Origin of the sequence: Citrobacter sp. MNAZ 1397, assembly GCF_023613995.1 — a bacterium.
Taxonomy (GTDB): Bacteria; Pseudomonadota; Gammaproteobacteria; order Enterobacterales; family Enterobacteriaceae; genus Phytobacter; species Phytobacter ursingii.
Window position 1 is genome coordinate 2,901,109 of the sequence record NZ_JAKIVH010000001.1, and the last position, 25,627, is coordinate 2,926,735.

General features: G+C 51.7%; 26 protein-coding genes and 1 other RNA gene. 6 read left to right on the forward strand and 21 right to left on the reverse strand.

The window, feature by feature from the left end; all coding sequences use genetic code 11:
* Positions 1–165 precede the first annotated feature (165 nt).
* Complete coding sequence (locus L2097_RS13625; protein ID WP_041852481.1) at positions 166–384, reverse strand: hypothetical protein; 219 nt, start codon at positions 382–384, stop codon at positions 166–168.
* A complete protein-coding gene (locus L2097_RS13630; protein WP_047371563.1) occupies positions 381–632 on the reverse strand; it encodes a hypothetical protein in 252 nt (83 codons plus the stop codon). Before L2097_RS13630 ends, L2097_RS13625 begins: the two co-directional genes overlap by 4 nt.
* A 368-nt stretch (positions 633–1,000) precedes the next feature.
* Between L2097_RS13630 and L2097_RS13635 the strand changes: the two genes are divergently transcribed.
* Positions 1,001–1,510, forward strand: a complete 510-nt coding sequence (locus L2097_RS13635) for an HI_1492 family protein (protein ID WP_250353025.1) — start codon at positions 1,001–1,003, stop codon at positions 1,508–1,510.
* Positions 1,511–1,528: 18 nt separating this feature from the next.
* Here L2097_RS13635 and L2097_RS13640 read toward each other — a convergent pair whose 3' ends face one another.
* The 5 genes from L2097_RS13640 to ffs all read right to left on the reverse strand — a co-directional run bounded on the left by L2097_RS13640 (position 1,529) and on the right by ffs (position 4,239).
* Complete coding sequence (locus tag L2097_RS13640) at positions 1,529–2,074, reverse strand: GNAT family N-acetyltransferase (protein WP_250353026.1); 546 nt, start codon at positions 2,072–2,074, stop codon at positions 1,529–1,531.
* Between the two features lie 439 nt (positions 2,075–2,513).
* Positions 2,514–2,873, reverse strand: a complete 360-nt coding sequence (locus tag L2097_RS13645) for a putative T6SS immunity periplasmic lipoprotein (protein WP_142516411.1) — start codon at positions 2,871–2,873, stop codon at positions 2,514–2,516.
* The gene (locus tag L2097_RS13650) at positions 2,870–3,421 is read right to left on the reverse strand and encodes a type IV secretion protein Rhs (RefSeq protein ID WP_142516412.1); all 552 of its coding nucleotides are present in this window, start codon (positions 3,419–3,421) and stop codon (positions 2,870–2,872) included. Before L2097_RS13650 ends, L2097_RS13645 begins: the two co-directional genes overlap by 4 nt.
* Before the next feature lie 130 nt (positions 3,422–3,551).
* Entirely contained in the window at positions 3,552–3,809 is a 258-nt protein-coding gene (locus L2097_RS13655) for a hypothetical protein (RefSeq protein WP_250353027.1), read from the reverse strand.
* 333 nt (positions 3,810–4,142) lie between these two features.
* Positions 4,143–4,239, reverse strand: an RNA gene (gene ffs, locus L2097_RS13660) — signal recognition particle sRNA small type.
* 165 nt (positions 4,240–4,404) lie between these two features.
* Between ffs and L2097_RS13665 the strand changes: the two genes are divergently transcribed.
* Positions 4,405–4,716, forward strand: coding sequence for an MGMT family protein (locus L2097_RS13665; RefSeq protein ID WP_047371566.1), 312 nt, complete (start codon positions 4,405–4,407; stop codon positions 4,714–4,716).
* Between the two features lie 34 nt (positions 4,717–4,750).
* Here L2097_RS13665 and L2097_RS13670 read toward each other — a convergent pair whose 3' ends face one another.
* Positions 4,751–5,317 carry a YbaY family lipoprotein gene (locus tag L2097_RS13670; protein WP_047371567.1) on the reverse strand — a complete coding sequence of 189 codons (567 nt, stop codon included), beginning with the start codon at positions 5,315–5,317 and terminating at the stop codon, positions 4,751–4,753.
* 214 nt (positions 5,318–5,531) lie between these two features.
* Between L2097_RS13670 and tesB the strand changes: the two genes are divergently transcribed.
* Positions 5,532–6,401, forward strand: coding sequence for an acyl-CoA thioesterase II (gene tesB, locus L2097_RS13675; protein ID WP_142516413.1), 870 nt, complete (start codon positions 5,532–5,534; stop codon positions 6,399–6,401).
* A gap of 67 nt (positions 6,402–6,468) precedes the next feature.
* Here the strand turns inward: tesB and amtB are convergent, their stop codons facing one another.
* From amtB to L2097_RS13700, 5 genes are all read right to left on the reverse strand, one after another.
* Positions 6,469–7,758 (reverse strand): ammonium transporter AmtB, encoded by a 1,290-nt coding sequence (gene amtB, locus L2097_RS13680; RefSeq protein WP_047371569.1) that lies wholly within the window; start codon positions 7,756–7,758, stop codon positions 6,469–6,471.
* 29 nt (positions 7,759–7,787) lie between these two features.
* Complete coding sequence (gene glnK, locus L2097_RS13685; protein ID WP_002891893.1) at positions 7,788–8,126, reverse strand: P-II family nitrogen regulator; 339 nt, start codon at positions 8,124–8,126, stop codon at positions 7,788–7,790.
* 255 nt (positions 8,127–8,381) lie between these two features.
* Positions 8,382–10,160: a SmdB family multidrug efflux ABC transporter permease/ATP-binding protein gene (locus L2097_RS13690; RefSeq protein WP_250353028.1), complete on the reverse strand. Its 1,779-nt coding sequence runs from the start codon at positions 10,158–10,160 to the stop codon at positions 8,382–8,384.
* Entirely contained in the window at positions 10,153–11,916 is a 1,764-nt protein-coding gene (locus tag L2097_RS13695; RefSeq protein ID WP_250353029.1) for a SmdA family multidrug ABC transporter permease/ATP-binding protein, read from the reverse strand. Before L2097_RS13695 ends, L2097_RS13690 begins: the two co-directional genes overlap by 8 nt.
* A 45-nt stretch (positions 11,917–11,961) precedes the next feature.
* On the reverse strand, positions 11,962–12,420 hold the full coding sequence (locus L2097_RS13700; RefSeq protein WP_041852490.1) for an Lrp/AsnC family transcriptional regulator: 459 nt from the start codon (positions 12,418–12,420) through the stop codon (positions 11,962–11,964).
* A gap of 115 nt (positions 12,421–12,535) precedes the next feature.
* Between L2097_RS13700 and L2097_RS13705 the strand changes: the two genes are divergently transcribed.
* On the forward strand, positions 12,536–13,582 hold the full coding sequence (locus L2097_RS13705) for a PLP-dependent cysteine synthase family protein (RefSeq protein ID WP_250353030.1): 1,047 nt from the start codon (positions 12,536–12,538) through the stop codon (positions 13,580–13,582).
* Positions 13,583–13,621: 39 nt separating this feature from the next.
* Here the strand turns inward: L2097_RS13705 and cof are convergent, their stop codons facing one another.
* Positions 13,622–14,440 carry an HMP-PP phosphatase gene (gene cof / locus L2097_RS13710; RefSeq protein ID WP_250353031.1) on the reverse strand — a complete coding sequence of 273 codons (819 nt, stop codon included), beginning with the start codon at positions 14,438–14,440 and terminating at the stop codon, positions 13,622–13,624.
* A gap of 97 nt (positions 14,441–14,537) precedes the next feature.
* On the opposite strand from cof, the gene L2097_RS13715 reads away from it, so the two are divergent.
* Both L2097_RS13715 and queC read left to right on the forward strand, forming a co-directional pair.
* Positions 14,538–16,238: an SgrR family transcriptional regulator gene (locus tag L2097_RS13715; RefSeq protein ID WP_250353032.1), complete on the forward strand. Its 1,701-nt coding sequence runs from the start codon at positions 14,538–14,540 to the stop codon at positions 16,236–16,238.
* Positions 16,239–16,305: 67 nt separating this feature from the next.
* Positions 16,306–17,001, forward strand: a complete 696-nt coding sequence (gene queC / locus L2097_RS13720) for a 7-cyano-7-deazaguanine synthase QueC (protein ID WP_085006838.1) — start codon at positions 16,306–16,308, stop codon at positions 16,999–17,001.
* Positions 17,002–17,247: 246 nt separating this feature from the next.
* Here queC and L2097_RS13725 read toward each other — a convergent pair whose 3' ends face one another.
* The 7 genes from L2097_RS13725 to clpP all read right to left on the reverse strand — a co-directional run bounded on the left by L2097_RS13725 (position 17,248) and on the right by clpP (position 25,407).
* Entirely contained in the window at positions 17,248–17,655 is a 408-nt protein-coding gene (locus tag L2097_RS13725; protein ID WP_041852495.1) for a YbgC/FadM family acyl-CoA thioesterase, read from the reverse strand.
* Between the two features lie 97 nt (positions 17,656–17,752).
* Positions 17,753–18,133 carry a helix-hairpin-helix domain-containing protein gene (locus tag L2097_RS13730; protein WP_047371576.1) on the reverse strand — a complete coding sequence of 127 codons (381 nt, stop codon included), beginning with the start codon at positions 18,131–18,133 and terminating at the stop codon, positions 17,753–17,755.
* 144 nt (positions 18,134–18,277) lie between these two features.
* A complete protein-coding gene (ppiD, locus tag L2097_RS13735; protein ID WP_250353033.1) occupies positions 18,278–20,152 on the reverse strand; it encodes a peptidylprolyl isomerase in 1,875 nt (624 codons plus the stop codon).
* A 209-nt stretch (positions 20,153–20,361) separates the two neighbouring features.
* Complete coding sequence (gene hupB / locus L2097_RS13740) at positions 20,362–20,634, reverse strand: nucleoid-associated protein HU-beta (RefSeq protein ID WP_041852498.1); 273 nt, start codon at positions 20,632–20,634, stop codon at positions 20,362–20,364.
* Between the two features lie 210 nt (positions 20,635–20,844).
* Positions 20,845–23,199 (reverse strand): endopeptidase La, encoded by a 2,355-nt coding sequence (gene lon, locus L2097_RS13745; protein WP_047371578.1) that lies wholly within the window; start codon positions 23,197–23,199, stop codon positions 20,845–20,847.
* A 183-nt stretch (positions 23,200–23,382) separates the two neighbouring features.
* Positions 23,383–24,657: an ATP-dependent protease ATP-binding subunit ClpX gene (gene clpX / locus L2097_RS13750; protein ID WP_041852500.1), complete on the reverse strand. Its 1,275-nt coding sequence runs from the start codon at positions 24,655–24,657 to the stop codon at positions 23,383–23,385.
* 126 nt (positions 24,658–24,783) lie between these two features.
* Complete coding sequence (gene clpP / locus L2097_RS13755) at positions 24,784–25,407, reverse strand: ATP-dependent Clp endopeptidase proteolytic subunit ClpP (protein WP_041852501.1); 624 nt, start codon at positions 25,405–25,407, stop codon at positions 24,784–24,786.
* Between the last annotated feature and the right edge of the window lie 220 nt (positions 25,408–25,627).

A 25,627-nucleotide genomic window follows, 5' to 3' on the forward strand; every position in this document is an offset into this window, starting at 1 on the left:
CAAAACGCATCCGGGAGGCAAGGTGGGGAAAAAGAAATAGCGACGAGCCAGAGTGGCCCGTCGTAAACACCGTCCGTGATGATGAGATGGTTACAACATATTTATATTTTCAATCATCATCACAAAACTGAGTGCAATTTAAATGACAGTTTCATGACAATACAATTACTGTTGGCGCGGAATAGGAAACCCTTTTATAGAAATAACGAAACTATCGCCTTCTTTTTTTATTTTTGCGCCCGCATCACACCAGTCGGTTGCGATGCGAAAGAACTCATCACTACCAATATTCCAGTTCAGGCGGACATGTTTTACAAAACCTGATCGTAACAGATCACAGGCCTCACAATAATTGCTGGCCGTCGAGAGCAGTTGTTGGTTCATTTTTTCTTCTTCAGAAGTTTACGTAATGCTTTGATTTCTTTTGGATTTAATGGAGCAGTACTTTCTTCTTCAAGGTGTTGGTTATCAATATCCCCTTCCGACACACCATCCTGTTCAACTGACTGAAACGCCAGCAGCAGCAGTTTTTCAGTCGCCGTACTGAGGTTCTCATTATTTTCTTCTGCGTAATGACGCAGCTTCTCTTTCAACGCCTGATCAATTTTGACGTTCAATACTGCACTGGTCATGATTATCCCTTCCCGTGTGAAGTTAGCAAAGTATTAATACACGAAGTTAACATACCGATCCACAGTTATATTAAAAGCTTATGACAAATTAAAATTACCCACAAATATTTTACCCACGATTTATGACATTTGGGTGAAAGTAATATTTCAAATATATGACAACGCATTATTGATAGTCCGGAATGGATAACGGCAGCGCCTGGAGAGGGTAGCACGGGGGACGTTTCTCGGGCCGAAGAAGGTGTAACGAGTCAGCAAATTGCTTTACTTGCTCTTTACCCGGATTAGTATAACGCGCTGATGAGACTAAGAAGAACCTTAATCGCTAATTATCACTTACAGCAATCATTCTATTAAGGCAGATTTACATGCGTTTTAAAAACACACTGCCGTTGTCGTTACTACTGGGTATGGCGGCCTTTTCTGCCTCTGCCTGCGCAACGGATGGCTACCGGGACATGAAATTCGGCGCATCGACTGCCACCGTACTCGCTCAGGCGAATTGCACGATGGAAGAACCTGAAGAAGCGCCTGTCGGTAAAATGTACAGTTGTGAAGACTTTATGTTTGCCAGCAATAAAACCGAAGCAACCCTGTTTTTCGTTAACGACAAATTTATTCGCATCGCCATTGCGATTCCCGACGAAGATGTCGCGAAGACGCTTGAAACATTGAAGCAAAAATATGGCGTAGCCGCGCACTCTTCGCAAAAAGAGATGCAGGACGTGGATCTGTATCCCAATAAAACGGCGTTCATTAATTTCGATAACAATCATATCTCGCTGCTCAGGACCAGCAATGAAGATGCGCAGAGCAGCGCGACGCTGATTTACTCGGCAGAAAACATCGAGGAGATCCCAAGTCACGCCGCACCGTGACCGGTGACGATCTCTGAGTTAACGCGATAAGCGCCGCCACTCCTCGCGGGTGATTTCCCAAAGTTCGGAATCCAGTTCACCCGCTACATAATGCGCTTTTTCGCGACGGATCATGCGCATGCCGCTGCGCTGCGAAAAATTGACAGAACGGCTATTCGCCGCCGCTTTTGGCGCACGTAACACCTCTTTATCTAATTCCTCAAACCAGAAACGCGTCACCGCATCACTGGCTTCTGACATCAGACCTTGCCCCTGCCACTCCGGCACCAGCCAGAACCCACGATTGTTATCGGGCAAGTCCATCAGACATATCGTGCCAATCAACTGCTCTGGCTCTGCTTTGCGCCGGATAGTCCAGAACCAGCCCTTCCCCGCCCCGGATGCGGGTAAGGCGACATGATTAACATACTGAGCAGCGCCATCTTGCGGATAGGGCCAGGGAATCGTGCCAATCAGATAACGCACAATCTCCCAGCGAGGGAAAACCCGTTGAATTTGTTCTGCGTCGGCAGAAACCAACGGCTGAAGAAGTAATCGTTCGGTGACAAGTTGCGGTGTGTTCACAGGCATCCTTTCTGCATAAACGGCGGTAAATTGACCATAAGGCAGAAAGCGTACGGAGGGCAAGTAAAAGCGAGTACCAGAAATGGGTGGGGGCCCTGCCAGAAGTGTCTGACAATTATCACCGCATTCGGGATTTCAGGCGTTCAGGCCACGCGTATTCTGGACAGTATTGCACTGTTTCTGGACTGACGGTTGTATCTAATACTGGGGGCAGGTCAGTGCAGAAAAAATGACTGTACTTTTCCCTGAGTAAAAAATTACTTATATTTTTTATCAAAAAAATGGATAGGCTGGGTTTCGATTATTTTGTGACTTGCAAGCAAGTAATCTTAAAAGTTCTCATTTCTATGGTATGGGAAAGTTATTAATAATGATTTAGATGTAAGACCCTCAATTGTAGAGGGCTTTATTGTAGAAAAATATATTCAGGAGGTAACATTTACTCCCCTCTTAGATCAAGGACCTTTCCATCTTTATCAAGAATGAATGTGTAGTAATAATTTTTTCCATTCAGGGTGTAGCTTACCCCGTATACAATACCTTTCTCTAAGCTTACTGAAAAACAACTATCTGGATATGAAAGATGAACCCCATCACCAACCAGTAATTCTTTATAATTACTTCCGTTTGTAGAGAGAACATAACGGCTAAGTATATCTTTTTTATTTACGGTGAAACAAACCCGTCCATTATCAATATAGATTGATTGCCGTTCACCTGTTTCCGCCCCTTCTCGACCTTTTCCTGGACATCCAGTTAGCAGCATAACTATAGGTAGAATAAAAAAATATTTCATCATCTCGGAAATCCTCCTAATACTTTCTCATATTTGGATAATAAATTCCTTGCAGGTTCTGATGGGTCATACCCCCTCAAGGTATAAAGATTGCTGTGACCATAAAAACCATAATATTTTAACAACCAATAATCACTTACAATTGATGCTTGTTGTTCAAGATTATAACTAAGAATATTATTCTTATCTAAACTATATGTATAATCAGCTGCCCAAGACATAATCCCTCTTGTTCTTACCCACATTCCCTTCTGATGTTGCCATACATGCATCATTTCATGAAGGAATAAATGTTGTGCGTCGGGTGTTCTTTGTTTAGTTGGTATAGAGAAATCATTTTCATACTTTTCAGACCTGAACCACATTTCACCATTAGGACTCATAGCCTGTTGAGGGTTCTGTATATTGAATGGTAAATAACTCTCAAGGTGTACCCATATTTTATTGTAATAGAGACTATAACCGAACAGTGACTTGGCAAGATTGATCTCCCCAAGTCTCAACAGCCTAAGGCCGCCTTCGTTTGTTTTAGGCCATTCAATACCATCCATAGGATAATCTCTCAACTTTTTTATTTGTATGATTATTGTACTAACTATTGCATTCATTGGGAAATAAATTGTGCGGGAAAGTCTTAAAAACCAAAAGGTCGCTCTCGCGACCTTATACCAATACAGGCAGTTATTGAGAACGATCAAGTTCCATATATGTTGGCTGACACATGCTGCCCCGTTCCTGTAACCAGTCGTAATCAAGATCGGCTACACGCATATTTAGCCCTGAATCAATACGATTGATTTGTAAACGTAGCCCAATCGTGTCCTTGTATTGTAAGTAGACCTGTTTTAGTTCCATGCATTTTTTGAGATCGCGGCCAGTGACCTTCTCCCAAACTTCAAGGCTTTTAAATTCAACATACTGTACAGCCAGTAATTTCACTCTTGGAATGACAATTCTGATTGAGGGGTTTGGCTCATACTGATTGTAGGACTGACTGTTTCAATAATCAGCCAAGGGCGATCTGCAAAGCGTAAAGATCGCTTTGTCGCTTCAGTCTTTGAACGAGTACCTAACGAACGACGAAACTCACGGCGTTTACCACAGGGTAAGACGTTAACTTTCCGGTAGTACCAGATCCCATGACGGGAGAGCATAAGAGACATAGTGCAGCTTACTGGTGATACACAGTTTTTGTACCACTAAGGCTATGGGGGAGAGATTTCAGTACTTTAGCGTATAGCTATCAAGTACTTACCCAGAAATGGGTGGGGGCCCTGCCAGCTACATCCCGGCACACACGTCCTTTGCCTTGGCTGCTTCCTTCCGGACCTGACCTGGTAAACAAAGTAGCGTTGCGGGAGAACCAACAGAGCCCCCATTGAGAGCGTTGTTAACCAACGCGCTGGCGCATTATCCATGTCCCATGACCCAATTGCAAGCCGCACCCTGACGGATGCCGATTTCTTGCGCAATCTCCCCTTCACAGCTACAAGCGGGCTGTTTATGCTGAGGTGTCGTCAGTCAGGAAAGCAGTATGGATAATCACGATTCTTTTCCACAGCGCGTATGGCAAATCGTCGCCTCGATTCCGCAGGGATATGTCACCACCTACGGCGATGTCGCCAGGCTGGCAGGTTCACCGCGGGCAGCAAGGCAGGTCGGTGGCGTATTAAAGCGTTTACCGGAGGGCAGTACCTTACCCTGGCATCGGGTGGTTAATCGCCACGGCTCTATTTCATTAAGTGGACCGGATTTACAACGTCAGCGACAAGCATTAATGGAAGAAGGCGTGGTGGTATCCGGTAGCGGACAGATTGATTTGCAACGTTATCGCTGGATTTACTGAAACCTCCTCTCCCGCAGGAGAGGAGGCATGCACATTACATCTGCGTCGGTGCAGGCGTAGCTGTAGAAGGGCTAACCTGGGTAGGGGATGTTGATGGCACGGTTGTTGCTGAACCGCCACCTGGTTGCAACGGAATAGCTGTCTGCTGTACCGGAACCAGTGTCAGGTCAGCTTTCGTACCGCCCTGGTTAATGATCGGTTTAACCGTCTCGGTGACAAAGACCATTTTGTCATCAATGGTGATAGCCGCACTCAGCAGCAGGCGTGCATTAGGCTGGATGTCTGCCGGATTAAACGGCAAAACAAAGCTAAACGGTGCCTGTTTACCTTCGGTACGTACTGCTTTTTGGGCAATCACTTTAGACGGCGCATCGGCCATGGAGGCGTCAGAGACAGTGACGGTCAGGACCGCATTCGGCGGCAACGCCACTTTCTGGCGGATCCATACCGTACCAGAGACGTTAGGTTGGGTTATCGCCGCCGTACTCGCCGCAGGTGCCTGCGGGTTTGGTGCAGGCGTTGGAATGTCTGCGGCTTTCTTTGCGCAGGCAGTCAGCGCTACAGCGACTGCTAAACCACTTAACATGTGCACGAGTTTCATGAGTTCTCCTTATCTTCTATGCACCAGCAAGAATGTTTTCTGCCAGAATGTGTGGTTGGACCATCGTAACGAGTACAAGTGTGGCACAGGTCACTGATATTTGCCTGCAAACCCCCATCTATTCAGATTATTGCACCCATCGGACCACTTTTATTTCCAGGTTATACTGAATAAGGAATCCGCTGCGTCGGTTTTATTTTTATTGAGGACACCTATGAGTCAGGCGCTTACAAATCTGTTGTCATTGTTGAATCTGGAAAAAATAGAGGAAGGTCTGTTTCGAGGGCAGAGCGAAGATTTAGGTCTGCGCCAGGTGTTCGGCGGTCAGGTGGTTGGTCAGGCGTTATATGCGGCAAAAGAAACGGTACCGGCAGACAGGCTGGTGCACTCTTTTCACAGCTATTTTCTGCGCCCCGGCGACAGCCAGAAACCCATCATCTATGACGTTGAAGTATTACGTGACGGTAACAGCTTTAGCGCCCGTCGCGTGGCGGCTATTCAAAACGGAAAACCGATTTTTTATATGACGGCGTCCTTCCAGGCGCCGGAGCCGGGATATGAGCATCAGAAGGCGATGCCTTATGCGCCCGCGCCGGAGTCGCTGAAATCCGAAACAGAAATTGCCCGCGAGCTGTCCGCGTTTTTACCGCCGCTGGTGAAAGAGAAATTTCTCGGCGATAAACCGATTGAAATCCGTCCTGTGGAATTTCACAACCCGCTAAAAGGACATGTCGCAGAGCCGACCCGCCAGGTCTGGATGCGCGCCAATGGCACGTTACCGCAGGACTTACGTGTCCAGCAATATCTGCTCGGCTACGCCTCTGACTTCCACTTCCTGCTGGTTGCGCTCCAGCCACACGGCGTTGGTTTCCTTGAAAAAGGCATGCAGGTCGCCACCATCGACCACTCAATGTGGTTCCATCGCCCGTTCGATCTGAACGACTGGCTGCTTTACAGTGTAGAAAGCACCTCGGCATCCAGCGCACGCGGTTTTGTTCGTGGGGAGTTTTATAACCGGGATGGCGTACTGGTCGCCTCCACGGTACAGGAAGGGGTGATGCGTAACCGCGGTACATCGGTCTGACCTTCCACACAATAACAAAAGCCTCCCGATGGGAGGCTTTTGTTGCTCAGGAGATAACTCAGTTCGATCAGGCGTTGTAGGCGTTCTCGCCGTGGCTGTTGACGTCCAGCCCTTCGCGTTCTTGATCTTCCGGAACACGCAGCCCTACGGTCATATCAGCCAGTTTGTAACCGATAAAGGCAACGATACCAGACCATACGATAGTGATGGCGATACTTTCCAACTGTACCAGAACCTGATGACCCATGGTCACGCCTTCGGCATAACCCACGCCGCCCAGAGATGTGGCTGCGAAGATACCCGTCATGATACAACCCACGATACCGCACACGCCATGGACACCGAACACATCGCAAGGGTCGTCAACACGCAGCCAGCGTTTCAGAGCAGTCACACCCCACAGCCCCGCCAGACCTGCAACGATACCCACGATCAGCGCGCCACCCACACCAACGTAACCACAAGCCGGGGTGATACCCACGAGGCCGGCAATCGCACCAGAACAGGCGCCCAACAGAGACGGTTTGCCGCGCAGAGCCCACTCACCGAAGACCCAGGAGAGAATCGCGCCCGCTGTTGCCACCACGGTGTTCACGAAAGCCAGACCGGCAATCTCGTTCGCCGCGCTCGCAGAACCCGCGTTGAAGCCAAACCAGCCAAAGTAGAGGATCGCTGTACCGGTAAACACCATCGGCAGGTTGTGCGGTTTAAAGGCTTCTTTACCGAAACCGACACGTTTACCAATCAGGTAAGCCCCCACCAGACCGGCAACGGCGGCGTTAATGTGAACAACAGTACCACCTGCAAAGTCCATTGCGCCATGCGTTGCCAGCAGACCGCCGCCCCATACCATGTGTGCAATCGGCACGTAGGAGAGTGTCAGCCATACCACGACGAAAATGAGTACCGCAGAGAAACGGATACGTTCTGCCAGCGCGCCGACAATCAGTCCGACGGTAATGCAGGCAAACGACCCCTGGAACGCGACGTGAATATACTGATAGATGGTGCCCATCAGCGCTTTCAGCTCAATGTTTTTCAGCATCACCCAGTCGAAGCTACCGAAGAAACTGCCGCCAGTGCCAAAGGCCAGAGAGTAGCCGTAAACCACCCACAGTACGCATACCAGCGCGAAGGTAACCGCAACCTGCGTCAGCATAGAAAGAACGTTTTTACCGCGGATTAAACCACCATAGAACAGGGCGATGCCCGGAATTGACATAAACAGCACCAGCGCGGTGCAAATCATCATAAAGGCATTGTCGGCTTTATCGACGACAACCGGATCGGCTGCCATGGCCAGACATGGCAGTAGAGCCAGCGAGGCCAGACCCGCTTTTAATATTGCTTTCTTCATTTACCCATCCCCTCACTGTGTGCCAGGTATTACAGTGCCGCTTCGTCGGCTTCGCCGGTACGAATACGAATGACGCGTTGCAGCTCAGCAACGAAAATTTTGCCGTCGCCAATTTTTCCGGTGTAGGCCGCTTTGCTAATGACATCAATTACTTCATCAAGCTGATCGTCAGCAATCGCCACATCAATCTTCACTTTTGGCAGGAAGTTAACGCTGTACTCCGCACCGCGGTACAACTCAGCGTGCCCTTTCTGACGTCCGAAACCTTTCACTTCGGTCACGGTTAACCCTTGAATACCAATTGAAGACAGCGCTTCACGAACGTCTTCCAGTTTGAATGGCTTAATTACCACGGTAACCAGCTTCATAGATCCCCCTCCAGTCGAAAATCGATAATGGCCGCAGCTAACACGCCAGAGATATTGCAAGCGGTGTGCCAAAATTGAAAAACGGGAAAATTTCAGGTTGTTAAGCCGTAGAAGAAGGTTGTCATAGCGCAGCGATGAAAATGGGAATGGTTCAGATTGTTCCTGGAAAAGAAAAACGCACCACGACAGTGCGTGGTGCGTTACTTTTTTGCACCAACAGCGAATCCTGTTAGTAGCATGCTTAATTTTGGTGCATCAGGCGATTAGCGATTCTTCTCGGACGCTGGCGGCGAGCTCTTCTCCTGCCAGTTGCAATTGGTACATCTGCCAGTAGCGCCCTTTTGCCTCAAGCAGTTGCTGATGCGTACCCCGTTCAACGGCCTGGCCGCGATTGAGAACAAGGATAGTTTCCGCCTCGACAATCGTTGAAAGTCGGTGTGCAATCACGACCAGTGTCGTGCGCTGCCTGACCGCCACCAGCGCCTGCTGAATGGCTTTTTCGGTGCCTGAGTCGATGTTTGCCGTGGCTTCATCCAGAATCAGGATTTGCGGCGTATCAACCAGAACACGGGCCAGCGCCAGCAATTGCTTCTGCCCGACGGAGAGATTATTCCCCTGCTCGCCCAGGCGGGTATAAATCCCTTCCGGCATGTCACGCGCCAGCCCGGCCAGTTGTACAACCTCCAGCGCATGCCAGACCTGCTCCTCTGAAATATCGCGCCCCAGCGTAACGTTGGCGAAGAAGGTATCCGCCATCACCACCGGGTCTTGCTGCACCATCGCCACCCCTTTACGCAATGTGCTGTGGCTCAGCGCGGACAGCGGTCGGCCATCCAGACGAATTTCCCCTTTGGTCAGCGGATAATACCCCATGAGCAGGCTTGCGAGCGTGCTTTTACCGCTGCCGGTATGCCCCACGAGGGCCACAAAGCTGCGGGGAGGGACATTCAGGCTTATATCCTGCAGTACCAGACTGTCATCGCGATAAGCAAACGAGACATCGTTAATCTCAATCGCTCCGCTTTTTAACGGCTCATCGTCATAACCATAAGTCTGGCGTGGACAGTCCATCAACTCAAAGACACGCTCCCCGGCTACTACCGCCTGCTGGAGCATCGACTGCTGGGTCGTCAGCTCAATTAACGGTTCATTCAGGCGGCCAAGGTAGCTAATAAAGGCATACAACACCCCCACTTCCATCGTGCCAGCCGAGCTAAAACCAAACAGCATTAACAGGCCACACAGCACCAGCGCGGAAAACAGGCTCAGTAAGGGACGCAACAGGAAGCCGTCGAGGCGTAGCGTCTGCATTCGCGCCAGATAATGGGAACGGCTTGCCGACCCCATGCGCTCACCAAATCGCGCCTGCTGGCGAAACTGCTGAATTACGCTCATCCCATTGATGATTTCGTTGAAACCATCGTTGATATCGGCCAGGTAGGCCCGCATGCGGCGTACAATCGGCGTGCTGTAACGCTGATAAATCAACATCACGATGATCACTGCCGGGAAGATGCAAATCGCGACAAGCGCCATGCGCCAGTCGAGGCTGAACATCGCCACCAGCATTGCGCCAATCAGTGCCGCACTGCGCAATACCGTCGCCACCACCGTCACATAGAGATCGCGGATCACTTCGGTATCGTTGGTCACTCGTGAAATGATCTGCCCGACAGGCTGGGTATCGAACGCGCTCAGCGGCTGTCGCAACGCGGCATCCATCACGTCGGTACGCAACCGCTGCACCACGCCGACGGCGGCCTGGTTAAACAGTAACGCCTGGGCATAATGCAGCCCGGCCGCCAGCATCTGCAGGCCAATATAGGCCACGACCATTCCCGCCACCAGACCAACAGGCAGGTAGCTCCTGGCCACCATATTATCGATAAAGTAGCTGATTAGCGCCGGACCGGAGACTTCCGCCGCCGCCGCAACCCACAGCATCACGACGGCTTTTGTCAGTGGTTTACGCCACGGGGAACCGTAAACCAGCAGACGTTTCAGGGTGGGCCACTGCTGCACAAACTTACGCATCAACCGCCTCCTCAGGGGCGTCATCCAGCGCCGCTTCCAGTTGCTGATAGCGATACATATCGCGATACCAGCCGGGCTGACGCGCAAGCTGTTCATGCTGTCCGCGCTGCCCGATATGTCCATGCTGCATCACTAAAATCTCACTGGCTTCCGTGAGCGCCGACAGGCGATGGGCGCTGATAATCACCGTACGCCCCTCCCCCCATTGACGCAGGTTGTGCAAAATCTGATGCTCGGTGCGGCCATCCACGGCAGAGAGCGCATCATCCAAGAGCAAAATCTCTGCATTAAGCAACAGCGCTCGCGCAATAGAGATACGCTGCTTTTGCCCGCCGGAGAGCATCACGCCACGCTCGCCAACTTCGGTATCGTAGCCCTGCGGCAGTCGCAAAATATCCTCATGTACGCTGGCCAGTCGTGCCACATGTTCAATCTCTTCCTGCGTCGCGCCAGGTTTGCCCAGCGCAATATTACTGGCGACAGTATCGGAAAACAGGAACGGCGTCTGATTCACCACCGCCAGGCGGCTGCGCCAGTCATCAAGTTTCAGTTGCGTCAGCGGCACCCCATGGAAACGAATGTCCCCTTGCTCAACATCAAAATGGCGTTGAATCAGCGACAGCAAGGTGGATTTACCCGCCCCCGTTGGTCCGCAAATCCCTAACATCTGGCCAGGTAACAGAGAGACGTTCACATTCGACAAAATCGGATGTGTCGTTTGCGGATAAGTAAACTCACGAATCGCAATCTGCAGGCTACCGCGCCCTTCCGGAACCGGTTCAGTGCCGTCGGTGACAACCGGCGCTTCCGCCAGCATATCGCGGATACGGCTATAAGCGGCGCTACCGCGCTCAACGATGTTAAACATCCAGGCCAGCGCCAGCATCGGCCAAATCATTAATCCAAGATACATGGTGAAGCTGGTGAGCTGCCCCAGTGTGAGCGAGCCCTGAATCACCATCCAACTCCCGCCTCCAATCGCCAGCAAATTTGCCATACCGATAGCAATATAAATGGTCGGATCAAAACGGGCGTCGACGCGGGCTACACGCATGTTTTTCGCCCCGGTATCAGCCGCTTCGGCGGCAAACAGCGCCGATTGCCTGTCTTCCAGACCAAACGCCTTGATCATGCGAATGCTGGTCATGCTTTCCTGGGTACGATCATTAAGCGAGGAGAACGCCGCCTGCGCCAGCTTGAAGCGCTGATGCAACTGGTCACCGTAATGCTTAATAAAAATGGCCATAATCGGCATGGGTAACAGGGAAAGCAGCGTCAATTGCCAGCTAATCTGCGTGGACATCACCACCAGCACCACACAGCCCATCACCAGTGAATCCACCAGCGTAAGCACACCTTCCCCGGCGGCGAACACCACCCGGTCAACGTCATTCGTGGCGCGCGCCATTAAATCACCGGTACGGTGGCGCAGATAAAATTCCGGATGCTGGCGACTGAGCTGGCGGTAAAAATCTTCGCGTAGCTCGACAGCAAGTTGATACGACGCGCCAAACAACCAGACGCGCCAGACATAACGCAGCAGGTAGATGACGATAGCAATCAGCACCAGCGCACCTACCCACATCATGACCTGCGACGAGGTAAAGTGCTGGCGGGTAACGCCGTCAACAATGATCCCCACCACCTTAGGCGGGACGAGTTGTAAAATCGCAATAATGATAAGCAGGCCTACAGCACCGAGATAACGTCGCCACTCCCGGCGAAAGTACCAGCTTAACTGAGCAAATAATCGCACGCGGTTACATCCTGAACGTGATTTTTCCGGCTACCGCCGGGAGGGTTATTCAATGGGCAAAGCCGTGGTGTATTTAATCTGTTCCATCGCAAAACTGGATGTCACATCGGACAAGCCAGGCACACTATTAACCAGTTTTTTGTAGAAGTCGTCATAACGCTTCATGTCCGCAACCTGAACGCGTAACAGGTAATCATACTCCCCCGCCATACGCCAGAATCCCAGGACTTCCGGCATTTCCGAGACTACAGCGGTGAAACGACAATACCAGTCGCTGCTGTGATGCTGGGTTTTGATCAGCACAAATGCGGTCAGACTCAGGCCAAGTTTCTCCGCATCCAGCACGGCCACGCGCCCGAGAAGGATGCCCTCCTCCTCCAGCCGCTTTAGACGTTTCCAGCATGGCGTGCTGGTCAGATTAACGGCATCTGCCAGCGCCTGCAAAGAGAGTGTGCAGTCCTGCTGGAGCAAAGAAAGCAACTTACGATCTATTTTATCTAGCATTACGTCTTCCGGGAGAAAATTTTTCTCTTAACAGTCTATTTCAAAGTTTAAATGGCAACAATTTTTCCTGCATTTTCCGCTAATCTGGGCACAAAATGATAAATGGAAATGATGTATGAACAGTGACTGGGTTAAGCATGCTATTAACGAAATCAATGCCGATTATCAGCGCTCTGCGGACACGCACCTGATCCGTCTCGCACTGCCTGCTTTTCCCGGCATTCGGCTCTATTTGAAAGATGAGAGTACACATCCAACCGGGAGTCTCAAACATCGTCTGGCGCGTTCGCTCTTTCTCTATGGTCTTTGCAACGGCTGGATTAAAGAAGGCACCACCATTATTGAAGCGTCATCCGGCTCAACGGCAGTCTCAGAAGCTTATTTTGCCCGTCTGCTGGGGTTACCGTTTATTGCTGTTATGCCCTATTGCACAGCCAAACGAAAAGTCGAGCAGATTGAATTTTACGGGGGTCGCTGTCACTTCGTGGAGAGCGCCTGCGAGATTTATGCGGCCTCAGAAATGCTGGCTCGCGAGCTGAATGGCCATTATATGGATCAGTTTACCTATGCCGAGCGCGCCACCGACTGGCGGGGTAATAACAACATTGCAGACAGCATTTTTCGCCAGATGAAAAACGAGCCACATCCGGTGCCGGACTATATCGTCATGAGTGCCGGGACGGGCGGCACATCGGCAACTATCGGGCGTTATATTCGTTGCCAGGGCTACAGCACTGAACTGATGGTGGTAGATCCAGAAAACTCGGTGTTTCTCGATTTCTGGCAAACCCGCGAGGCAGGGCTACGCTCTGCGGTGGGGAGTAAAATTGAAGGGATTGGCCGACCACGCGTTGAACCGTCATTTATTCCTGATGTCGTGGACGAGATGCTGAGGGTACCCGATGCTGCCAGCGTGGCGACGGCCCAATGGCTGGAAACACAATTGGGCCGTCGGGTTGGCGCATCGACCGGCACTAATATGTGGGGAGCATTACAACTGGCGTCGCGTATGCGCGACGAGGGGCGGAGCGGATCTATCGTGACCCTGCTGTGTGACAGTGGCGATCGTTATCTTGATACCTACTACAACCCGCTGTGGGTTGAAGCCAACATCGGCGATGTTCGCCCATGGCAGGAAGAAATTAACGCGCTGGTGAAATAAAAAAGCCAGGTATTCAACCTGGCTGCTGGAAAGATCTCATCATTCGGGGGAATAAGGAAGATTAGGTGTATCCAGCCAATGCGTTAAGAAGTGCGATACGGCCTGATCGCGGCAGTGTCCGATAACCGGTAAGTGTGGAAGCGCGGCACGCAACTGTGGCATGGCATTTCCCATGATCATGCCGCGCCCTACACTTGCCAGCATCTCTCTGTCATTCATGGCGTCACCAAACGCCATACAATCCTGCATCGGCACGCCCAACCGCGAGCTGAGCATGGCCAACGCCGACCCTTTGTTGCAACCGAGCGGTAATACCTCCAGACAATAAGACGCGGAAAAGCATAAATTAGCGCGTCCGCCTGACGCCTCATTAAGCTGGATGCGCAGGCGGCACAGGTCGTCATGTTCTCCCACAAAACAGACTTTGGTCACGTCATGGGCAGGCAGCCGCTTTAGATCCATCAACTGGTAAGTGAACCCGCTGTAGATATGTTCGTCCAACGCCTCCGGGACAGGTTTATCCGTCATCCAGCCGTCATCGTTAAACACATGGATGCTGGCTTGCGTATCCCATTTGCTGTGAAGTATCAGTTCAGCCACTTCGGGATCAAGATCCTGGCGATGTAAAAGCTCCCCATCCAGAGAATGGACGCGTGTGCCGTTACCGGTTATCAAAAAAGCGTCCAGCGCGAGAATGTCGATAAGTTTGCGCATCTCCAGCGCATGCCTGCCGGTCGCAAAAGTGAGAGTAATGTCGCGTTCACGCAAACGGCGTAACGTTGCCACCGTTTGCTCACCAAGGCGGTGATCGGGCATGAGCAAAGTACCGTCCATATCAAAAGCAGCCAGCCGGGCCATATTTCATCTCCAGATGTGATGCCGTGTATTGCGCAGAAGTATTGCCTGATATATACGGAAGTAATAGTGAGCAGATAGAGATAATTGTTCCGGGTTTATGCGACTTCTTAACCGACTCAATCAATACCAGCGCCTCTGGAAGGTCTCATCAGGCGAAGCGCAACAGGTCAGCGTGGCAGAACTTGCCACACGCTGTTTTTGCAGCGAACGCCATATGCGTACGCTGTTACGTCAAATGCAGCAAGCAGGCTGGCTGCACTGGGACTCCCGTTCCGGCCGGGGTAAACGTGCGGCGTTACAGTTTTTGCGCACGCCGGAATCCTTGCGCCAGGAGATGATGGAGCAGGCGCTTAATGAGGGTCAGCAACAAAATGCGCTGGCGCTGGCGCAGCTCGCACCGGAAGATTTGCGCATCTTACTGAACCCCTTCCTCGGCGGGCTCTGGCAAAACGACACCCCGACGTTGCGCATTCCTTACTACCGTCCCCTGGAGCCGCTACGCCAGGGGTTCTTACCCGGCCGGGCGGAACAGCATCTTGCCGGGCAAATCTTCTCTGGCCTGACGCGCTTCGTTGACGATAGCTTTTTACCGCAGGGCGATTTAGCGCATCACTGGGATATTAGCGAGGACAAGCTGCGTTGGCGGTTTCATATTCGCACGACGCTGCACTGGCACAACGGCGATGTTGTGGATATTCGCCAGTTACAAACGCGCTTTATGCTTCTCCTTGAGCTGCCCGCTTTACGGACACTTTTTGCCAGCGTCAAAAGCGTGGAGGCCACCCACTCACACTGCCTGACGTTTACGCTACATCATCCGGATTTCTGGCTGGCGCACCGGCTTGCCAGCTATGCCACCACACTGGCGCATCCGCAAATGCCGCTTATCGGTACCGGGCCGTTCCGTCTTACCTCATTCAGTAATGACCTGGTCAGGCTGGAAAGTCATGAGCAGTACCACCTCACCCATCCCTTATTGAAAGCTGTGGAGTTCTGGATTACACCGCAGCTTTTTGAGCAGAATCTCGGGACCAGTTGTCGTCATCCTGTGCAGATTGCGATTGGCGAACCCGATGAGCTCGTGCACCTGCAGCCCGTGAGTAACAGTGTCAGCCTGGGGTTTTGTTATCTGACACAGCGTATTGGCGCAAATCTCACTCCGGCACAATCACGGCGGCTTGTGCAGATCATCCATCAGACGTCGTTGCTGGACACGCTGCCACTGGATGAAAATCTCATTACGCCCAGTAAAGAGCTACTCCCTGGCTGGACGATTCCACGGTGGCCGCCGGATGAGAGTGTTGAGCTACCGTCCAGGTTAACCCTGCTTTACCATCTGCCAGTGGAGTTACACACCATGGCGCAACAGTTCAAACATTATCTGGCCGTGCTCGGTTGCGAAGTTACGCTGATCTTTCATGATGCGAAGACCTGGGATGGGTGCAGTGCACTGGCACAGGCGGATTTAATGATGGGGGACAGGCTGATTGGCGAAGCCCCGGAGTATGCCCTGGAACAGTGGCTGCGCTGCGATCCGGTCTGGCCCAATGTACTCAGCCGCGCGCAATTTTCTCATATGCAGGCGACGCTCGATGCCGTGCAAAGCGTGCCGGATGAAACTGCACGTAGCGAGGCGTTGCAGGCGGTATTCAGCCATCTGATGGATCAGGCCATACTGACACCGCTGTTTAATTATCAGTATCGCATTAGCGCCCCCCCTGGCGTCGAAGGCATTCGACTGAACACTCGTGGCTGGTTTGATTTTACTCAGGCCTGGCTACCGGCCCCGGCGCGGTGAAGAAGCTGGTCGAGGCAATCCGCACGCGCTACCATAGCGCCTTTATGAATGAATACCGGGATTCCTTATGAAACGTGCCGTAGTCGTGTTCAGTGGCGGGCAAGACTCTACAACCTGTCTGATTCAGGCGTTGCAACAATACGATGAAGTGCATTGTGTCACCTTCGATTATGGTCAGCGTCATCGTGCGGAAATCGATGTGGCGCGCGAACTGGCGTTACAGTCAGGCGCCCGAGCGCATAAAGTCCTTGATGTGACGTTACTGAATGAACTGGCGGTCAGTAGCCTGACACGCGACAGCATCCCGGTGCCGGATTATCAGCCTGATGCCAGTGGTATCCCGAATACGTTCGTGCCCGGGCGCAATATTCTGTTTTTAACCCTGACGGCGATTTATGCGTATCAGGTGCAGGCCGAGGCAGTGATTACCGGCGTTTGCGAAACCGACTTTTCGGGTTATCCGGACTGCCGTGACGAATTTGTCAAAGCCCTGAACCATGCGGTGAATCTGGGCATGGCGAAAGACATTCGCTTTGAAACGCCACTGATGTGGATAGACAAAGCCGAAACCTGGGCGCTGGCCGATTACTGGGGCAAGCTGGAACTGGTGCGCAATGAGACGCTGACCTGCTATAACGGCATCAAAGGCGATGGCTGTGGACACTGTGCCGCCTGTAACCTGCGGGCGAATGGTCTGCGCCACTACCTGGCCGATAAGGCCGGGGTGATGGCTGCCATGAAAAAGAAAACCGGGTTGAAGTAACGCACCCTTCTGGTTTCCCGGGTGCGCTGCGCTTACCCGGGCTACCTGCTGTGCGGCCAGGTGTCCTCTCCACGGAGAGAGGGAGCAAACACTAAAAATATTGCCGTTTTGCTTTTACTGATCTGGGCTAACGTCTCGGTCGACATTCCCGGGTCCGCTTACCCTGGCTACATTGTGTATCCACTGTGATAATCGCGTCGCCCGGATAAGGCATTTGTGCCGCATCCGGGTGAGTTTGCTGTAGTGTCACGCCTCTTCGCGGATCATCTCCTCCAGCCTTTCACGTAACTCCCCTTCCAGCGCCAGCGCCTTTTGCGTTTTCAGATCGATACACACAAAGGTCACCAGTGCGTCGGCTACCACTTCGCCTCCAGGCTCCAGCGTCACGACCTGACTAAGCACGCCGCTTCGTCCATTAATCTGTTTAACGTGACTGGTCACGGTCAGACGATCGCCCAGCACGGCAGGACGACGGTAGTTGATATTGATGTTGACGACCACGAACGCGATGTTGTTCGTCGTCATCCACTTAAAGTTTTCATTGTTTTCCAGCCCATCCCAACGCGCTTCTTCCAGGAATTCCAGATAACGGGCATTGTTCACATGCTGATAGACATCGAGGTGATAACCACGAACTTTGATCTGAGTCTGCATAGCGCTTTAACCTTCACTTTTGTTATAGGAACAGAGGCCATAACTGGTATGACCTCTTTAGTCTGGCAAAATTTCGCGACTACGCAAGCCCCATCTTTTACAGCGTCAGGTTTCCGAGGTTGCGTTCAACAAGCGCGCTCCCCATACCAGGCACCTGCTTGAGATCGTCCAGGGTTTTAAACGGCCCGTATTCTTGCCGGTAGCTGACTATCGCCTGGGCTTTTTTCATTCCCACGCCATTCATCACCCGCGCCAGATCCTCGGCGCTGGCCGTGTTAATGCTGACTCTGGTGCCATCCTCGTCGGCACTTTTTACCGCGTCAGGTGTTTTGGCCACCGGCGTCGCGCCATTATCGGCTTTAGTTTGTACTGCAGGGGCTTTGGCGCCAGTATCGGCAGGGGCCGCCAGCGTATTATGGCTAATGCCAGCGCAGGCAAAAGACAGGGTCAGTAGAAGTGCTTTGATTCCATGTTTCATGCTGTTTCTCCTTGGTGTTTAACAACGACGCTACGATAAACAAGCGGGGAAAACGGTACAAATGGCGGATGACAAATGTGGAAAAGGCCGCGAAAGCGGCCTTTTGAATTGCAAAGCATTGCAATATTTGTGGGAGGCGTCTCGTTATTCCTGCTGTTCCATAATGGCGCCAAGTTTAATTTTGGCCTCTTTACGCAGGTTGGTCATCAGTGCCTCGAAAGCAATCTGGGCATTGTTCTGGGTAATTCCCTGAACCATCGCTTTCTTCTGATCGTCCGGCATAGTACCGGCTTTTACTTCATCCAACGCCAGAATCGCGACATTGCCCTGAGCATCGTTCGCTATGCCATAACCCGGTTTGTCTTTCTCCGGCAGCGGCAGGCTAAATGCGGCCTGGCTAATCGGATCCTGACCGGTACGGGTCAATGTTTTGGCTGCACCAAAGCTTAACCCTGCGGCTTTCAGCGCATCGTCGCCTTTACCCGCTTTCAGTTCAGCGATCAGCTTGTCAGCATCCAGTTTGGCCTGCTGCTCCGCTTTGTTGTGCTTAACGATATCACTGACCTGAGCTTTAACCTCTTCCAGTGGCTTGATCGCTTCTGCTTTATGCTCGCTCACACGCAGCACAAAGGCACGGTCACCATCGACAGTAATAATGTCAGAGTTACTGCCTGGCGCACCGTTCACCCCGACCAGACCACCATCAAAGATAGCATTGGCAACCGGTTTAAAATTGAGTTCTTGCGGCAGGCTGTCACGGCTAAACCAGCCGGTTTCAACGGCTTTTGTCCCGGCGACTTGCTCAGCGCCCGCCAGAGACTCATTATCGTTGCTTGCAGCTTCGCTCACCTTCTGCTGCAAAGCGTACCAGGCATCGAGCGCCTTATCCTGCTTCACTTTTGCGGCGATCTCATCGTGCACTTCGCTCAGCGGTTTCGCTTTTGCAGGCTGAATGTCGTCAAGGCGCACCACCAGGAAGCCAACGGAAGATTTGATCACACCTGACAGTTGGCCTTTGTCTTTCAGGCCCGAATTTTTCAGTTCGTCAGGTGTGGTGGCCGGCTCCAGCCACCCCATATCACCGCCGTTACGGGCAGAGATGATGTCGGTAGATTTTTCTTTCGCCAGTGCGGCAAAATCAGCCCCTTTGCTCAGCGCGTCCAGTACGGCTTTCGCATCATCTTCCGTTTTGGTCTGAATCACGCTATAGCGATTACGCTGCGGCTGCGTGAACTGATCCATATGCTGATCATAGTAAGATTGAATATCCGCGTCGCTGACGTTCTGCTGCATATTGGCCGCATCCAGCTTGATATAGCTGACGCGGAACTGCTCAGGGGAGACAAAGCGGGTTTTGTTCTGCTCATAGAAACCGGCAATCTCCTGGTCGCTTACGCTCTGTTTTGCCGCCAGCGCATTTACGTCGATCAGCGCCTGGCGCACAACGCGCTGTTGGGAAACCAGCGCCGCCAGCTCGTCCGTCTCACCTTTCAGCATAAAATCAGTGCCGGCAACTGCGTTGATCAGTTGCTGAGATGTCAACTGATTGCGCAGCGCTTGCGCATACTGGTCCGCACTCATACCCATCTGGTTGACGATACCGTTGAAACGGTCGTTATCGAATTTACCGTTGGTCTGGAAAGCCTGAGTGGAGAAAATCGCTTTCTTAACCTGCTCATCGCTGATGCCCAGGTGCAGGTTATGCGCGTACTGATCCAGCAATGCTTCGTCAATAAGACGGTTCAGCACCTGCTGACGCATAGATTTGATGTAGTTTTCATTCGCGGCCAGCTCTGAGAACTGGTCACCCAGTTGCTGCTGCATACGATTACGTTCACTGGCAACCGCATTTTCGAATTGCGCGCGACCAATCTCCTGGTCATTAACCTTTGCGGCATAATTATTGTTACCGCCAATAAGGTAGCTACTGACGCCGGTCAAAATGAACGACACGATAATGACGCCGAAAATGATCTTGAGCACGATGCTGTTTGCTGCCGTGCGTAAATTGTCCATCATGGTGTAACAACACTCCGCTGTAGGTGACTGTAGACCTCGCGCAGTCACTCAGTTTCCCGACGCTGCGTATAGGGTCGTATTTTGACAAGAAAAGGGGGCAATTGTCAGCCCACAACTCGCAGAAACTCAGATAAGAGTGACTGAATAAATAAAAAAGGCACATCTCTCGATGCGCCCTTGTACTTTTCACCTTCCCACCGGGAAAGCGATCAGTTAACCGCGTCTTTCAGTGCCTTGCCTGCGCGGAAGCCTGGAACCTTAGCTGCGGCGATAGTGATTTCTTTACCGGTCTGAGGGTTACGGCCTGTACGCGCAGCACGCTCTTTAACGGCAAAAGTACCAAAACCTACCAGCGCTACATCGTCCCCTTCTTTCAGAGATTCAGTAACAGAAGCAATTAAAGCATCTAACGCACGTCCAGCAGCCGCTTTAGAGATGTCAGCTCCCGCGGCAATCTTGTCTATCAGTTGAGATTTATTCACTCTTCTCTTCCTCTCTTTATAATTTATATCGCGCCTGAGTCCTTCACAGCGCGACCGCGCAGCAGTTATATCAGGCCTGTCATGCCCTTACAACACCAGTTGTTGATGACACACCCAACCAGCAATCTAAATTAGCTATACAAAAAAAGGCTGGCAAGTCCGAAATGCCTTACCAGCCTTGTTTTTATCAACGCTCTTTGCGCGAGGTCACTATTTTGCGGTCGCGACCTGCATACCAAAGGGTTCGTTTTGTAGTGCCAGCGCCAGAACCTCATCAATGCGCTTAACCGGATGGATGTCCAGATCAGCGATGACGTTTTCCGGAATTTCCTCAAGATCGCGCTTGTTCTCATAAGGAATCAGCACGGTTTTGATCCCGCCACGGTGTGCCGCCAGCAGTTTTTCTTTCAGACCACCAATCGGTAGTACCTGACCACGCAGGGTAATTTCCCCTGTCATCGCCACATCAGCACGTACCGGGTTGCCCGTCAGGCAAGAAACCAGCGCAGTACACATCGCGATACCGGCGCTCGGACCATCTTTCGGCGTAGCCCCTTCCGGTACGTGAACATGGATATCGCGTTTTTCGTAGAAATCCCCGTTAATGCCGAGTTTTTCAGCACGAGCACGCACCACGGTCAGTGCTGCCTGGATGGATTCCTGCATGACTTCACCCAACGAACCGGTATAGGTCAGCTTGCCTTTACCTGGTACACACGCGGTTTCGATGGTCAGCAGGTCACCGCCGACTTCGGTCCACGCCAGTCCGGTTACCTGGCCCACACGGTTTTCATCATCCGCACGACCATAGTCATAGCGCTGAACACCCAGGTAATCGTGCAGGTTGTCACCGTTAATCTCGATATGTTTCAACGAGGGATCCAGCAGCAGCTGTTTCACGGCTTTACGGCACAATTTAGAGATTTCGCGCTCAAGGCTACGCACGCCCGCTTCACGGGTGTAATAACGGATGATGCCGACGATGGCGCTGTCATCCACGGTCAGTTCTGTCGGTTTCAGCGCATTGCGTTCGATCTGTTTCGTCAGCAGATGCTGTTTCGCGATATTCAGTTTCTCATCTTCCGTGTAACCGGAAAGACGGATCACTTCCATACGATCAAGCAGCGGTGCCGGAATGTTCATGGAGTTAGACGTCGCGACAAACATAACATCGCTGAGATCGTAATCCACTTCCAGATAGTGGTCGCTAAATGCAACGTTCTGTTCCGGATCAAGCACTTCTAACAGTGCAGATGCCGGATCGCCACGCATGTCCGAGGACATTTTGTCGATCTCATCAAGCAGGAATAAGGGGTTTTTAACGCCCACTTTCGCCATCTTCTGGATCAGTTTGCCCGGCATAGAACCGATATAGGTACGACGGTGACCGCGAATTTCCGCTTCGTCACGCACGCCGCCCAGCGCCATACGAATATACTTACGCCCGGTCGCTTTGGCGATAGACTGCCCCAGAGAGGTTTTACCTACCCCTGGCGGTCCAACCAGACACAGGATTGGGCCTTTGAGTTTGTTCATGCGGCTCTGCACCGCGAGATACTCAAGAATGCGGTCTTTGACGCGCTCAAGGCCATAGTGGTCGGTATCGAGCACTTCCTGCGCCTGACGCAGATCTTTTTTCACTTTGCTGCGCGCATACCACGGAACCTGAATCATCCACTCGATATAACCACGGACCACGGTGGCTTCCGCAGACATCGGAGACATCATTTTCAGTTTCTGCAGCTCGGCTTCGGCCTTTTCTTTCGCCTCTTTTGGCATTTTGGCCGCGTCGATTTTACGTTTCAGCGCTTCGTTTTCATCCGGCGCGTCATCCATCTCGCCGAGTTCTTTCTGAATGGCCTTCATCTGCTCATTCAGATAGTACTCGCGCTGGGATTTTTCCATCTGTTTTTTGACGCGATTGCGGATACGTTTCTCGACCTGCAGGAGATCGATTTCCGATTCCATCATCGCCATCAGATATTCCAGACGTTCGTTAACGTCGGACATCTCCAGTACGGACTGTTTGTCAGCCAGCTTCAATGGCATATGCGCGGCAATGGTATCGGCCAGGCGCGCAGGGTCGTCAATGCTGTTGAGCGAAGTCAGTACTTCCGGTGGAATTTTTTTATTGAGCTTGATATAGCCTTCAAACTGGCTGATGGCAGTGCGTACCAGCACTTCCTGCTCGCGCTCATCAATGGCCGGGGAATCGAGGTATTCCGCTTTAGCCGTGAAATGTTCGCCATTATCCGACAGCGTGGTAATGCGCGCGCGCTGCAGACCTTCCACCAGCACTTTAACCGTGCCGTCAGGCAGTTTCAGCATCTGCAGAATAGAGGCCACGGTCCCGACGGTGAAAAGATCGTTTACACCCGGCTCATCCGTTGACGCTTCTTTCTGCGCAACCAGCATGATTTTTTTATCATGGTCCATGGCCGCTTCAAGACAACGGATAGATTTTTCCCGCCCAACAAACAGGGGTATGACCATGTGCGGATAAACCACCACATCGCGCAACGGCAATACGGGGATTTCAATGCGTTCAGAACGCTCAGGATTCATAGAGCTCTCTCTTAGTTTAATGTCCGCCAGGTAATCCGGTGACGTGACTGTGCAACACGCACCATTAACATGTAAAGCAGTATATGGGGATGTTTCCCACACATTCAACGGCGAGAATCAGGAAAAATAAAAGGGGAGATAAAATCCCCCCTTTTTCATTAACTGTATGTATGGATTGGTGAATTATTCACCAGATGCCTGTTGCGCTTCGTGCTTACCGTAGATCAGTAGTGGTTTGCTTTGTCCGGCAATCACGGACTCATCGATCACCACTTTATCGACCTCTTCCAGAGATGGCAGATCATACATGGTGTCCAGCAACGCCGCTTCGACGATGGAACGCAGACCACGTGCACCGGTTTTACGCACCATGGCTTTCTTAGCGATAGCCGTCAACGCTTCGTCGCGGAATTCCAGATCTACACCCTCAAGATTGAACAGCGCCTGATACTGTTTGGTCAGGGCATTTTTCGGCTCTTTGAGGATCTGAATCAGCGCTTCTTCGCTCAGCTCGTTGAGGGTTGCCACCACCGGCAGACGACCAATAAACTCCGGGATCAAACCAAATTTGATCAGATCCTCAGGCTCGACCTGCGCCAGCAGTTCGCCTTCATTCGCTTTTTCGGATTTCGCTTTCACCGTCGCGCCAAAGCCGATGCCAGAACCGGTTTCAACACGATGGGAAATCACTTTATCCAGACCAGCAAATGCGCCGCCGCAAATGAACAGGATCTTGGAGGTATCAACCTGTAAGAATTCCTGCTGTGGGTGTTTACGTCCACCCTGCGGCGGTACGGCTGCCACGGTACCTTCGATTAGTTTCAGCAACGCCTGCTGTACGCCTTCACCGGATACATCTCGGGTGATGGACGGATTGTCAGATTTACGCGAGATCTTATCGATCTCATCGATATAGACGATGCCGCGCTGCGCTTTTTGTACGTCATAATCGCACTTCTGCAACAGCTTCTGGATGATGTTTTCAACGTCTTCACCCACATAACCCGCTTCGGTCAGGGTGGTGGCATCCGCCATGGTAAACGGAACATCCAACAGGCGCGCCAGCGTTTCAGCCAGCAATGTTTTACCGGAACCGGTCGGCCCGATCAGCAGAATGTTACTTTTGCCCAGCTCAACACCATTGCTGGTGTCGCCGTTACGCAGACGTTTGTAGTGGTTGTATACCGCGACGGCCAGCACTTTTTTCGCCTGTTCCTGACCGATTACATAATCGTCCAGGTGATGGCGAATCTCGTGCGGGGTCGGCAGTGCACTGCGCTCGCGATGGGGCGCAACTTCTTTAATCTCTTCGCGAATAATGTCGTTACACAGATCAACACATTCGTCGCAGATATACACGGACGGCCCGGCAATGAGCTTGCGCACTTCGTGCTGGCTTTTGCCGCAAAAAGAGCAGTACAACAGTTTGCCCGAACCATCTTTGCGTTTATCTGTCATGAGTCAAAACCTCTTTTCTGTTCTTTGTGCCGCACATGACGACGCAAATGCCATTCCAGGCGCAAAACGCTGGCTAGCGTAGTGCCGCTCGATATTCATTATAGCGGCACTACTCCGGCCTGAGCATTAATTACGATGGGTCAAAATTGAATCAACCAGACCGTATTCGACGGCTTCGTTCGCAGAGAGGAAACGGTCACGTTCGGTATCTCGTTCAATTTGCTCTAAAGATTGACCCGTATGATGCGCCATGAGTTCGTTCATACGCCCTTTCACTTTCAGGATTTCACGGGCGTGGATCTCAATATCCGTCGCCTGCCCCTGGTAACCCCCCAACGGTTGGTGGATCATCACACGTGAGTTCGGCAGGCAGAAACGCTTGCCTTTTGCCCCCGCCGTCAACAGGAATGCGCCCATGGACGCGGCCTGGCCCATACAAATGGTGCTGACGTCAGGCTTAATAAATTGCATGGTGTCGTAAATTGACATTCCAGCGGTGATAACGCCACCCGGAGAGTTAATATACAGGTAAATATCTTTTTCCGGATTTTCCGCTTCCAGGAACAACATCTGCGCCACGATCAGGTTTGCCATGTGGTCTTCAACCTGACCCGTCATGAAAATGACACGTTCCTTAAGAAGACGGGAGTAGATATCGAAGGAGCGCTCACCGCGTGAGGTCTGTTCAATAACCATTGGCACCAGGGCCATATGGGGTGCAAAGGTATCTCGTTCGCCGCTGTATGACATGTCCGTCTCCTGGATCTAAAAATAAATAACCTGCTGTACTGATTGTACTTGAGTGAGCCAGGTCTGACTACGACCCCTCACGGACGGATTATCAGCCAGAGTGTTCACAGTCGATAGTCCCTTAATGGGGATGACCACACCTTATTTCAAGCATAACAACCTTTTGCTGTTACGCTAACACTGAAACGCCCTTTTAGCACACTTCTGATAACATCAATGC

Excerpts from the sequence above, each read along its gene's own strand:
- L2097_RS13625 (WP_041852481.1), bottom strand. The coding sequence starts at position 384 with ATGAACCAACAACTGCTCTCGACGGCCAGCAATTATTGTGAGGCCTGT.
- L2097_RS13630 (WP_047371563.1), bottom strand. The coding sequence starts at position 632 with ATGACCAGTGCAGTATTGAACGTCAAAATTGATCAGGCGTTGAAAGAG.
- L2097_RS13635 (WP_250353025.1), top strand. The coding sequence starts at position 1,001 with ATGCGTTTTAAAAACACACTGCCGTTGTCGTTACTACTGGGTATGGCG.
- L2097_RS13645 (WP_142516411.1), bottom strand. The coding sequence starts at position 2,873 with ATGATGAAATATTTTTTTATTCTACCTATAGTTATGCTGCTAACTGGA.
- L2097_RS13650 (WP_142516412.1), bottom strand. The coding sequence starts at position 3,421 with ATGGATGGTATTGAATGGCCTAAAACAAACGAAGGCGGCCTTAGGCTG.
- L2097_RS13665 (WP_047371566.1), top strand. The coding sequence starts at position 4,405 with ATGGATAATCACGATTCTTTTCCACAGCGCGTATGGCAAATCGTCGCC.
- L2097_RS13670 (WP_047371567.1), bottom strand. The coding sequence starts at position 5,317 with ATGAAACTCGTGCACATGTTAAGTGGTTTAGCAGTCGCTGTAGCGCTG.
- tesB (WP_142516413.1), top strand. The coding sequence starts at position 5,532 with ATGAGTCAGGCGCTTACAAATCTGTTGTCATTGTTGAATCTGGAAAAA.
- amtB (WP_047371569.1), bottom strand. The coding sequence starts at position 7,758 with ATGAAGAAAGCAATATTAAAAGCGGGTCTGGCCTCGCTGGCTCTACTG.
- glnK (WP_002891893.1), bottom strand. The coding sequence starts at position 8,126 with ATGAAGCTGGTTACCGTGGTAATTAAGCCATTCAAACTGGAAGACGTT.
- L2097_RS13690 (WP_250353028.1), bottom strand. The coding sequence starts at position 10,160 with ATGCGTAAGTTTGTGCAGCAGTGGCCCACCCTGAAACGTCTGCTGGTT.
- L2097_RS13700 (WP_041852490.1), bottom strand. The coding sequence starts at position 12,420 with ATGCTAGATAAAATAGATCGTAAGTTGCTTTCTTTGCTCCAGCAGGAC.
- L2097_RS13705 (WP_250353030.1), top strand. The coding sequence starts at position 12,536 with ATGAACAGTGACTGGGTTAAGCATGCTATTAACGAAATCAATGCCGAT.
- cof (WP_250353031.1), bottom strand. The coding sequence starts at position 14,440 with ATGGCCCGGCTGGCTGCTTTTGATATGGACGGTACTTTGCTCATGCCC.
- L2097_RS13715 (WP_250353032.1), top strand. The coding sequence starts at position 14,538 with ATGCGACTTCTTAACCGACTCAATCAATACCAGCGCCTCTGGAAGGTC.
- queC (WP_085006838.1), top strand. The coding sequence starts at position 16,306 with ATGAAACGTGCCGTAGTCGTGTTCAGTGGCGGGCAAGACTCTACAACC.
- L2097_RS13725 (WP_041852495.1), bottom strand. The coding sequence starts at position 17,655 with ATGCAGACTCAGATCAAAGTTCGTGGTTATCACCTCGATGTCTATCAG.
- L2097_RS13730 (WP_047371576.1), bottom strand. The coding sequence starts at position 18,133 with ATGAAACATGGAATCAAAGCACTTCTACTGACCCTGTCTTTTGCCTGC.
- ppiD (WP_250353033.1), bottom strand. The coding sequence starts at position 20,152 with ATGATGGACAATTTACGCACGGCAGCAAACAGCATCGTGCTCAAGATC.
- lon (WP_047371578.1), bottom strand. The coding sequence starts at position 23,199 with ATGAATCCTGAGCGTTCTGAACGCATTGAAATCCCCGTATTGCCGTTG.
- clpX (WP_041852500.1), bottom strand. The coding sequence starts at position 24,657 with ATGACAGATAAACGCAAAGATGGTTCGGGCAAACTGTTGTACTGCTCT.
- clpP (WP_041852501.1), bottom strand. The coding sequence starts at position 25,407 with ATGTCATACAGCGGCGAACGAGATACCTTTGCACCCCATATGGCCCTG.